The following is an 11,204-nucleotide window of genomic DNA, read 5'->3' on the forward strand; positions in this document are numbered from 1 at the left end:
AATTCGAACAATAGATTTTTTTGCCACGAATTCTCAGATTTTGCATTATTCATTACAATAATTGTTTACATCTTTGATGAAAATTCAAATTTATTGGATTCATATATAAAGAATTCGTGAATCTGTGGTAAATTCATTTTAAAATTTTATGAACTCAACAGCATATTTTTAATCTTTTTTGTAACCTTTTTATGTATTTGCTTGTCATAGTAAAAAATGAAAACAACTAACGACCAATTTTATATTGAAAAAGTACTGAAAGGCGATGCGAATGCATTTGCATTTTTGGTGGATTCGTATAAAAAAATGATTTTTACGTTGGCATTTAAAATGACAAAAAATAGGGAAGAAGCCGAAGAGATTTGTCAAGATGCATTTATAAAAGCATATCAAAATTTGAATAAATTTCAAGGAGATTCTAAGTTTTCTACTTGGTTATATAGTATTGCTTACAATGTGTCATTAGATGCCATTAAGAAAAATAAAAAACACAATAATACATTGGAAATCAATGAAATAAATTATCATAAAATTGCTTCTTTTGATACTGCTTTGCAGCAAATAGAACAAAAAGAGCGTGCCAAAATAATGGACAATTGCCTATTAAAATTGCCAGAGGATGAACGTTCTATAATTTGGATGTTCTATTATGATGAACTTTCTTTAAAAGAAATTTGTGAGATCACATTATTATCAGAATCCAATGTAAAAGTAAAATTGCATAGAGCTAGAAAAAGATTATTAAATATCGTTGAAACGACCTTTGAACCAGAAATTATAAGCCATTATGGAAAATCATAATTTACAAAAAGAAATAGATGCTTTTGCATCTAAATATATCAAAGAAATTGAAATTGAAAGTCCATCTTTGAATTTCACTGCAACTTTGATGAAAAAAATCGAAGCAAATCAAAAGAAAGTGTTGAATCAAGAACCTTTGATTTCGAAAAAAGGATGGTTTGGCATTTTTTCAGTCATTTTTATAGTACTTTTATTTTCTTCAAAAACGAAAGAAAATTCAGTATTTGAGATGCCAAAACTTAATTTTTCTTTTATACCAAGTTTGAAAATCAATCAAATATTTGAGACTTTATCCATATCAAATACCACTTTGATAGCCTTTCTATTATTTGGTGGAATGTTACTTTTTCAGTTGTTTTACTTGAAAAATTATTTTGACAAACGATTTGAATAACACTATTTTTTATCCGATTTCAGTTGAATTTTTTTATCAAAAGGAATTTTAAATTGATACAAAATATCTTGGTCTGTTGTGTCATCCAATAAGTCTAAACCATACACCACTTTTTTTGGGTCATCATAAGTTATCGTTCCAAAAATTCGGTCCCAAAACGAAAAAATGTTGCCAAAATTAGTGTCAGTCCAAGGCATTTCATGGTGATGATGAAATTTGTGCATATCTGGAGTGATAAAAACATAGCTTAAAAATTGGTCAATCTTTTTTGGAAAAGAAAAATTAGCATGTGTCAAATATCCAAAAAACACAGTTGCCATTCTGTAAAACAGGTAATATGCCAATGGAATTCCAAAAATAACAATCATAATCAAGGCGAAAATTTCTCGAAAAGCATAATCTCCAGGATGATGTCTTGTGGCACTTGTTGCATCAATAGTGGTATCTGAATGATGAATCATGTGAAAACGCCACATGAATGGAATTTTGTGTAATAAATAATGCACCACATATTGAGCTGCAAAATCCAGAGCTAAAATTGCGATGATTAATTCCACCCAAATGGGAAAATCAATCAAATATAAAAAGCCAAATTGATTTGCGGAAAGCCAAGAAAAAATTCCCACTGTAAGAATTCCAAAGAGTAAATTAAGACTTACATCCGAAGCCAAAAAAACCATATTTACGCCTGCATGTTTGAATTTTTTATAATTGAATTTTACGAGAGGAATTGCCAATTCAATCATCCAATTAGCTGAAATACAAATAAATATCCAAACTAATTTTTGCCAAGAAGGCATGTTTTCAAAGAAGTTTAAAAAATTTTCCATTTAAAAAATGCTTTTTATTGATGGAAAGATACTAAAATTAATGTAATTTTTGAACCCAATTAAAGTTGCAAAAACATCACATGATTTGGATTAGAATGTGTTGCAGAAATTTGATAATCTGATTTTCCAACAATTTCAAAACCCATTTTTTTATAGAAACTAATAGCTCTCAAATTTTCAACCCAAACATTCAACCAAATTCCTAATTGCTGATTTTCAATACAAAGGATTTTGATAAAATCAAATAACTGTTTTCCTAAACCCAAACCATAATATTCCTCTAACAAATAAATTCGACTCAAATAAGCGCAATTTTCAATAGGAATTTTTGCTTCTTTTTTGTTGAAAATCAGCAACGTATATCCAACAACTTTTTCATTGTAGGAAATCAAATAAAAGTGATTTTTTTCTTCAGAAAGCTCTTTTGTAAAAGTAGTTTCATTGAAGTTTAGTGACATGTATTCTTCAATATCCTTTTTTGGTGCGCTATGACCATGAGCCGATTTGAACGATTGAAATCCTACTTCTGTAAGGATGTTAGCATCTTGAATGCTTGCTTTTCTGATGTGAATCATTATTGAAATATAGAATGATTTTACAAATAAGAATGTTTGATTTTGTTAGATTAATACCAACGTTTTTTATTTTTTTTAGAGGCTTCTGATTTTCTACCTTTTTTATTTTTACTCAACGTATTTGGTTGCGGTTTTTTATTTTTTGGTTTGGCAATTGGATACGGATGTTCGTCAATAACTTTAATCGGTTTTTCGATTAATGTTTCTATATTTTTGATATACTCATTTTCATCAGGCGAACAAAAAGAAAATGCAATTCCCGATTTTCCAGCTCTTCCAGTTCTACCAATTCTGTGCACATAGGTTTCTGCAATATTCGGAATATCAAAATTGATAATGGCATCAACATTGGTAATATCTATTCCTCTAGAAGCAACATCAGTTGCAATTAAAATGGACGTTTTTTTATTTTTAAAATCTTCAATCGCTTTATTTCTAATCACTTGTGTTTTATCTCCATGAATACTGCTTACGGTGTAGCCATTTTTTACTAAAGATTCTTCTAGTTTGTCCACACCAAATTTAGTGCGTCTAAAAATGATAATTTGCCCATGAATCGTGTTTCTTAACAAATGCAAACACAAATCTGTTTTGTTCTTTTTGGGCAAAAAATACAATAATTGACCAATGTTTTTGGCAGTAGTTTCTTCAGGATTGATAGCGATTTTTACAGCATTTTTTACAATTGATTTTGCCAATTCGTCAATTTTTTCAGGGATTGTTGCCGAAAATAACAAGGTTTGTTTTTTTCTAGGACATAATTGTTCGATTTTTTCAACATCATTGATAAAACCCATGTCTAGCATCAAATCAGCTTCATCCAACACAAAAATTTCAATATTGCTAACATCAATATTTCCTTGTTTTTGGAGGTCAATAAATCTTCCAGGAGTGGCAATCAAAATATCGATTCCTTTTGCCAATACATCTTTTTGAGGTTCTAATGATACACCTCCATAAACGGCTGTTGTTCTGAGGTTTGAGTATATGCTAAAACTTTTAAAATTTTCAAAAATTTGAATTGCCAATTCGCGAGTAGGCGTAACAATCAATGCTTTTATTTTTTTTTCTCCTTTTTCAGCATCTTGTTTTTCAAATAACAAATCAATGATGGGCAATGCAAAAGCAGCTGTTTTTCCTGTGCCAGTTTGCGCAGCTACAATCATATTTTTTTGTTCCAAAACCAATGGAATTACTTTTTCTTGAACCAAAGTAGCCGTTTGAAAACGAGCTTCAGCAACTGCTTTTAAAATGGATTTATGTAAGGGAAAATCAGAAAATTTCATTGATTATTTTCGCACAAAGATAGTTGAAATTGAATGTTTTTTTTGCAAAAGTTTAGTTTACTATTGTTATGAAATTTCTATTTTTTTATTGAATTCTTCTAATCCTTCTTTTGTTTTTTGTTTTTTCGATAAGAAAGAATACTGCCTATTAAAATCAGAATAATTGATGGATAAAAACTTACAAATGCTACAATTCCTGGACCTACAGCATTTCCAATATCGATAAATCCTAATTCGCTTGCTATTATTGAAATAATTAGAGGACCCGTTCCAACAATTAATAAAATGACTCCGATTTTTAATGTACTATGAAATTTATTCCAAGTTGAAATTAGCATGATAAATTTTTTTTGAGATGGTTATCCTTTCATAAATAGATTGAATTTTTAAGGATTACATTATTTTATTCAGTAAATTTTAGTTTTGATTCCGTCGAATCATCATCAAAATAAAAAAGCCTCAACATAATGTTAAGGCTTTATTTTTTTAAAACAATTTTTTAAAACTGATATCTTACCGATAATGCAACGTCTGATTCCAATCCATTTATATTACCAGCAACCCCAATTTCAGGGCGATAGTCAATAGAAAGTAAAATTGGTACATCAAAATTGTATTCAATTCCAATAATTCCAGCAGCAAAAATTCCAGTTTCATTATCAGAAACTAAACCACCCCCAAAACCTGCATACCAATTGAATCTATCCTCTAAATTCCAAACCCATTGATACAATCCTGTAGCTTTAAAATTATTGAATTTATTAGCTAATCCTAAATCAATTTCCAAACGGTTGTTGCTACCTAAAGCTCTTTGATAAGAAACTTCACCACCTGCACCATTTCCTCCTCCAAATCGAAGACCAATCGCATTTTTAGAAATTTCTTGAGCAGTTAATGCCAAAGATGTAACTAGAATAAATCCTAAAGTAAAAATTATTTTTTTCATGTTTATTGTTTTAAAGTTAATTGCAAAACAGATAAACGAATGTGTATTTACCCATATTTTCGCATACAAAGGTATTTTTTTACTTTTTATAATACTAATATTTATCAATATTATTTATGATTACTATTTTTATTATTGATATAATCTATTTTAATTATTACTTAATGATTATTTTAAATCAGTTTTTAGTATTGTTAAAGTGCTCTCTTTGTGGGTTTAAAGTACTTTTAGATTTGCTGTAACCTTTTTTAAAATCCAAAAAGGACTGAATTTTCTTTTTTCCGATAAATTTATTCCTAAAACATAAAAATCATTTTTTTACAGAAATATATTTCCCTTTTGTATTTTTACTCCTTATAAACTTCAAATATGAACATTCATTTTATTGCCATTGGAGGAAGTGCCATGCACAATTTGGCAATTGCTTTACATCAAAAAGGAGAAAATATTTCTGGAAGTGATGATACCATTCACGAGCCTTCAAAATCTAGATTGGAAAAATATGGCTTATTACCCGAAAAATTTGGTTGGTTTCCTGAGAAGATTTCCTCGGATTTAGATGCTATTATTTTAGGAATGCATGCCAAAAAAGTCAATCCTGAATTGCTAAAAGCGGAAGAATTAGGATTGAAAATCTATTCTTATCCTGAGTTTTTATACGAGCAATCCAAAAATAAAACGCGAGTTGTAATTGGTGGTTCGCATGGAAAAACAACCATTACTTCTATGATTTTACATGTGCTAAATTACCACGAAAAAGAGGTTGATTATATGGTTGGTGCGCAATTGGAAGGTTTTGAAACGATGGTGCATTTGACAGAAGAAAACGATTTTATTGTTTTAGAAGGAGATGAATATTTGAGTTCTCCAATTGATAGACGTCCAAAATTTCATTTATATCAACCAAATATTGCTTTGTTAAGTGGTATTGCTTGGGATCATATCAACGTTTTTCCAACCTTTGAAAATTACAAAGAGCAGTTTAAAATTTTTACTGATTCTATGATCAATGGTGGAAGTATGGTGTACAATGATGAAGATGAACATGTAAAAGAGATTGTAGAATCGTCTGAAAATCACATTAAAAAATATCCTTATACTACTCCAAAACATTTTATTGAAAACGGAATTACGTATTTAGAAACTCTTGAGGGTGATTTGCCTTTAGAAATTTTCGGAATTCATAATTTACAAAATTTAGCAGGAGCAAAGTGGATTTGTCAACACATGGGAATTGATGAAGACGATTTTTACGAAGCAATAGCGAGTTTTAAAGGTGCAAGTAAGCGTCTTGAAAAAATTGCATCAACGAAATCTACTGTAATTTTTAAAGATTTTGCACACTCGCCAAGCAAAGTAGCTGCAACAACAAAAGCAGTCAAAGAACAATTTGCAGATTGGACAGTGTTGGCTTGTTTAGAATTGCATACCTATTCTAGTTTGAATGCTGAATTTTTAGCTGAATACAAAGGAGCATTAGATTTTGCTGATAAAGCAGTTGTTTTTTATTCTCCAGATGCCGTTAAAATCAAACAATTAGAAGCCGTAACAAAAGAACAAATTGCAACAGCTTTTGAACGAAATGATTTGGTTATTTATACAAATCCAACAGCATTTAGTGATTTCTTGTTTTCTCAAAACTTGCAAAAAACAGTTGTTTTATTGATGAGTTCAGGAAATTATGGTGGATTGGATTTTGAGAGATTTAAAAATAGTTTTTAGTCTCAGTTTTCAGAATTAATACAGGTTGTTTTTAATACGAATAAAACATCGAAAAACGAATAACAAGCTATTTCACAAAAGTCACTAAGGAAAATTAAAGTTTCACAAAGTTTTTTTAATAACAATCTCTTTGTGTTTTTTGTGACTTCTTAGTGAAACTTCGTGTAATAGTTTATAGGAATTAAAGAGTATTATTTTTGATATAAATCGAATATCGAAAAAAGAATAACAAGCTATTTCACAAAAGACACAAAGGAAAATCAAAGTTTCACAAAGTTTTTTTAATAACAATCTCTTTGTGTTTTTTGTGACTTCTTAGTGAAACTTCGTGTAATAGTTTTTAGGAATTAAAGAGTATTATTTTGACATAAATCGAACATCGAACATCGAACATCGAATATCGAATATCGAACAACACTATCCAAACAATTCCCGAACTTTCTCAATCATTTTCTCATTATCAGAATACGTAATTTGATAACAGTGTAAAGACTCAAACCAATCTAAAAAAATATCAGCATTTTCTGCTAATGGAGACAGCCAAGAATCTGGAATGAGTTGTTGAAAAGCAGCTAATTTTGAAATGGATTTCACTTTTAAAACAGCCTCTTTTTCATATTTGATAAATACCAGTTTTTCACACGGCAAATGCGTGGTGAAATCAGCATTATTGGGTGGTAAATAGCGCACTATTTTGTTCAATCGGATGTAATCATATTCTTGTGCACTCGCTAGAGTAGGGTATAAAGAATCCAACACTTGCAAACTATTTTTTTTGATAGATATTGCTGCTGGAAAACTATATACCTCTGTATTCTCGGCTGCAATTGGCACAAAATCATCTGCCAAACACGTAAATCCATTGGCTTGTAACAATGCCAAAGAAGTACTTTTTCCATTGCCAGAATCTCCTAAAAATAGGATGGATTTTTTCCCATTACTTACTGCTGATGCATGGAAAACACCCAGCCATTTTGATTCTTCTTTTTGATGAATTTTTTGAATCAATTCCATAGAGAATTTCCCTTGAAAATAATGCACTTCTTCAGGATGCCAAGTTCCAATAAAAGCATTATTTACAAATAAAATGATTTCGTTATTTTGAATAAATACTTCAAATAAATGATGATGTAAAGGCGCATCAGAAACTACCAAATGTGCAAATTTTGGATGCACCAATTCGCGTTCTTTTTTGGATAAATAGGCAACTTTACAAACAACATCATTGATCAAATATGTTTCTGAAATTTCGAAACTGATAGGCTTTTCTATTTTTGAGACTTCTTTTTCTGATGGGAAAGTTTCAACCAATGTTTTGTTTAAAAATTGTTCCTCTAATTCTTCAATAAAATGTTTGATTTCCGTAAAAGGAATATCCATTTTGTTGGCAATTGTCAATGCAATTTCATCTATTGCACTTCCGGAAATACGCTGTTGTAAAATGCTAGCGACCTCATTTTCAAAAACCACATATTCATTGGTGGCAGCAAACCAAACAATGGTTTTGTCTTCAATAGGCAACAAAAGGATATTTTTTGGTGTAGTCATATAAAAATTAGCGTAAAATTCGCTTCAAAAAGGTCATTTTTGTCGCAAAAATTTAGGTATTTCAAAAGTAGTATTTTCAATTGTACTTTTTTTATTTTTCTGAATTTTTATTGAATACTTAAAAAATTATTCTAATAGTATTTTTTTGTTTAACGTTCCATTTTCAGTAGTTAATTGAACTACATAGATGCCATGGATTAATTTTGGCAATTGCATATCATTTACACCAGTTGCATCAAATGAAGTTTCAAAAACCTGTTTTCCAAGAATGCTAAATATTTTTACAGAAGTTTTTCCTTCTGATAATCCAGCAACTCTCAACGTATTAGCATCCAGTGAATACACATTTATATTTTCTAAAGCAACAGTTTCAGTACTTAAAACACTTGATGATTTTGTATGCAAATAAAAACGTCCAATTCCGTCTAAAGATTCAGCAAATGTTACTTTATAAGTAGCATTTACTTCGTCTAAACGAGTCATTTTGTTTGTTACTTTATCTTCTAAAAATACTTTTAAACCTTCTTGTAAATTCATTGCATCTGCTGTTAAAGTAATTTCTTTTCCAGCTACTGCTTTGATTCCAACAGGAATAACCATGTTCTCTAAATCTGAGTTTGGCAAAGATTGCACTTGGTATTTTTTTCCTTCACTATTGGCTACTAAATGCATAAAAATATCAAACGAGTTTGAAACTCCACCAAAAGTTTCTCCATCATAACCATTATCAAAGCTAGTTGTTGCATTGTCTAAATAATAGATTTTTGCAAATCTACTATTAGCCCCATCAGTCATGTTTAGTTTGATTTCTTTTTTTGCGCTTTTTTGGAAAACATCACCAGTTGAAACTTGTCGAAATTTTGCATAATTTAAATTTGCTGCACTAGTTGTTTTTAAAAAAAATCCTTGAGTTGGTGCTAAAACAATGGTTTCAATAAGATTTTTTACTTCATAATTATTGGTACCTTGATTCCAAACCCAAATCTGATTTCCTACAATATTTACACTGTTATCATTGATAAAAGTAACATTGTTAAGATAGGATGTAAATGGATTTCCAACCAAGTTAAAACCACGACCCGTATTGTTTAAAGCCATAGAAATATTAGTTGTATTGATGGTGCCTGTAAACGAAATAGGTCCTGCGCCTTGATTTGTAGCTCTTCTAACAGAATATCCTTTTCCCATACTAAAAGCAGCACCACCACCAGTTTGCATATAAGACCAAGTATCGTTTGCTGTTGTATAGGTTGCAATGGCATTGTTTGTGCCACTTATTGCCAACGAATTTGCAGCTACATAAGCATCATCATAGGTTTCTCCGGCAATAGGGCTCGAAATTAAATACCAATTTTCAGTTTCTAAATTTCTGTTATACGTTACGTTTCCTGACGAAATTCCATTGACAATCAATGATCCTCCTGAGTTGATAACGACACCTTGTGGTTCAGTGATAATCAAATCATTTACGGCTGTGTTGGTTGCACTACTGATGGTTGGAGCATTCAATACATCAGGAATTAGTGCATTTACAATGGCTGTTGGCACACCAGCTGTCCAATTATTGGGGTTTTCCCATTGGTTACTGATACTTCCATTCCATGTAGAATTTATAACAGGTTCGCTTGCTGAAACGTATATAAAAAAGCGTCCAAAACTATCTATTGCTTGATTTGTAGTAAAGGTGTAATTGGTATTTAGTTGGTCAATTCGGGTGATGGTGTTTGTTAATTTATCTTCAAAATACACATTCAAGCCACTTGGAAAATTAAAAAGTTCGGTAGTAACAACCAATTGTTTTCCTGATTGCGATTTGATATTTATCGGAATAATCATAGCTGCTATTTCTTGCAATGGCAGTGATTGCACTTGGTATTTTTTTCCATCATTTCCTGAAACTAAATGTGTAAAAATATCAAACGAGTTTGTAATTCCGCCAAAAGTTTCACCATCATAGCCATTGTCAAAACCTTTGGTCGCATTTTCCGAGAGATAATACACTCTAAAAAACCGTGATGTTGCGCCATCACTCAAATTTACTCTTAACTGAGTAAACACATTATTTTCAGAAGGCTTATCTTTTTTTGAGTTTGCAGACAATTTATAGCTTGTCAATAATAACAAAAGGAGGGTTAGTGAGATGTGGTTTTTCATTTTCCAATTTTTGATGAAAATTAACTAAAAAAAGTAAAATTAGGGAGCTTGATTTTGATATTTTTTTTCTTAATTTTTTATGATTTAGTAACCTGTTGGGAATAATTGAATTTTAAAATTAATTTGCCACGAATTCACGAATTTTTTATAAATATGAATCTAATAAATTCAAATTTTCATCAAAGATGAAAACAATTATTGCGTTGAATAATTTAAAATCTGTGAATTCGTGGCAAAAAAAATCTATTTTACTATTCAATAAAATAATTATACACAATGGGTGATTTAGTATAAAAAAAACGCCTCATCATTTTGATGAGGCGTTTTAAAAATTAGGGTGTCTAGAATTAAAAACCAGTTCCAGGAGCAGCAGGACTTTGTGCCTGCGCTTTTTTAGGATTCAAAATCAAATAGGTGCCAATAGCAGTCAATGCTGCATATTTGCTGTAGTTTCCTATTTTTTTGATGGCTTCTTTTCTTGTAATATTTGTTGAATTTGTATCTTGATTTTTCATGATATGTTGTCTTTTTTAGTGTTTGGAAAATTATTCTAACGTGATTTTTTTGTTCAACGTTCCTTTTTCAGTTTCTAATTGCACCACATACAAACCTGTTGCTAGTTTTGGCAAGTTCATATCAATTACACCTGTTGTGTTGTATGTATTTCCAAATACTTGTTTTCCAAGCAAACTATAGATTTTTACACTGGCTTTTCCTTGCGATACTCCTGCAATTCTCAACGTAGATTTTGCTGGAGAATAAATGCTGATATTGTCTAAAGCAACGTCAGTTGTACTCAACACACCAGAAGCTTTTGTGTGTAAGTAGAAACGTCCAATTCCATCCAAAGATTCCCCTAAGGTAACTTTGTAAGTGGCATTTGCTTCACTTAAAAGAGTTACTGTATTTGCAGCTCTGTCTTCTAAATAGACGTTGAAACCATCAGGA

The 11,204-nt window shown here is 30.5% G+C and carries 12 protein-coding genes; 3 read left to right on the forward strand and 9 right to left on the reverse strand.

Annotated features, from left to right (window positions below; all coding sequences use genetic code 11):
• Positions 1 to 216: 216 nt before the first annotated feature.
• Positions 217 to 801, forward strand: a complete 585-nt coding sequence (locus IU405_RS08125) for an RNA polymerase sigma factor (protein ID WP_197438108.1) — start codon at positions 217 to 219, stop codon at positions 799 to 801.
• Positions 788 to 1,195, forward strand: coding sequence for a hypothetical protein (locus tag IU405_RS08130; RefSeq protein WP_197438109.1), 408 nt, complete (start codon positions 788 to 790; stop codon positions 1,193 to 1,195). The genes IU405_RS08125 and IU405_RS08130 overlap by 14 nt, the downstream gene beginning before the upstream one ends.
• Before the next feature lie 2 nt (positions 1,196 to 1,197).
• Here IU405_RS08130 and IU405_RS08135 read toward each other — a convergent pair whose 3' ends face one another.
• The 5 genes from IU405_RS08135 to IU405_RS08155 form a co-directional block, all read right to left on the reverse strand.
• Positions 1,198 to 2,025: a sterol desaturase family protein gene (locus IU405_RS08135; protein ID WP_197438110.1), complete on the reverse strand. Its 828-nt coding sequence runs from the start codon at positions 2,023 to 2,025 to the stop codon at positions 1,198 to 1,200.
• Between the two features lie 59 nt (positions 2,026 to 2,084).
• A complete protein-coding gene (locus IU405_RS08140) occupies positions 2,085 to 2,600 on the reverse strand; it encodes a GNAT family N-acetyltransferase (RefSeq protein ID WP_197438111.1) in 516 nt (171 codons plus the stop codon).
• Between the two features lie 50 nt (positions 2,601 to 2,650).
• Positions 2,651 to 3,886, reverse strand: coding sequence for a DEAD/DEAH box helicase (locus IU405_RS08145; protein ID WP_197438112.1), 1,236 nt, complete (start codon positions 3,884 to 3,886; stop codon positions 2,651 to 2,653).
• A gap of 98 nt (positions 3,887 to 3,984) precedes the next feature.
• Positions 3,985 to 4,224 (reverse strand): hypothetical protein, encoded by a 240-nt coding sequence (locus tag IU405_RS08150; protein ID WP_197438113.1) that lies wholly within the window; start codon positions 4,222 to 4,224, stop codon positions 3,985 to 3,987.
• A 161-nt stretch (positions 4,225 to 4,385) separates the two neighbouring features.
• Positions 4,386 to 4,832, reverse strand: coding sequence for a hypothetical protein (locus tag IU405_RS08155; protein ID WP_197438114.1), 447 nt, complete (start codon positions 4,830 to 4,832; stop codon positions 4,386 to 4,388).
• A 369-nt stretch (positions 4,833 to 5,201) separates the two neighbouring features.
• Here IU405_RS08155 and IU405_RS08160 point away from each other — a divergent pair, with 369 nt between their 5' ends.
• Complete coding sequence (locus IU405_RS08160) at positions 5,202 to 6,554, forward strand: UDP-N-acetylmuramate--L-alanine ligase (RefSeq protein WP_197438115.1); 1,353 nt, start codon at positions 5,202 to 5,204, stop codon at positions 6,552 to 6,554.
• A 417-nt stretch (positions 6,555 to 6,971) separates the two neighbouring features.
• On the opposite strand, the gene IU405_RS08165 is transcribed toward IU405_RS08160, so the two are convergent.
• The 4 genes from IU405_RS08165 to IU405_RS08180 form a co-directional block, all read right to left on the reverse strand.
• Entirely contained in the window at positions 6,972 to 8,102 is a 1,131-nt protein-coding gene (locus IU405_RS08165; protein WP_197438116.1) for a hypothetical protein, read from the reverse strand.
• A 126-nt stretch (positions 8,103 to 8,228) separates the two neighbouring features.
• On the reverse strand, positions 8,229 to 10,256 hold the full coding sequence (locus IU405_RS08170) for a T9SS type A sorting domain-containing protein (RefSeq protein ID WP_197438117.1): 2,028 nt from the start codon (positions 10,254 to 10,256) through the stop codon (positions 8,229 to 8,231).
• A gap of 347 nt (positions 10,257 to 10,603) precedes the next feature.
• On the reverse strand, positions 10,604 to 10,771 hold the full coding sequence (locus tag IU405_RS08175) for a hypothetical protein (RefSeq protein ID WP_197438118.1): 168 nt from the start codon (positions 10,769 to 10,771) through the stop codon (positions 10,604 to 10,606).
• Positions 10,772 to 10,801: 30 nt separating this feature from the next.
• The coding region (locus IU405_RS08180; protein ID WP_197438119.1) for a T9SS type A sorting domain-containing protein at positions 10,802 to 11,204 on the reverse strand (403 nt) is incomplete at its 5' end.

The sequence above is a fragment of the Polaribacter sp. BAL334 genome, assembly GCF_015767435.1.
Lineage (GTDB): Bacteria > Bacteroidota > Bacteroidia > Flavobacteriales > Flavobacteriaceae > Polaribacter.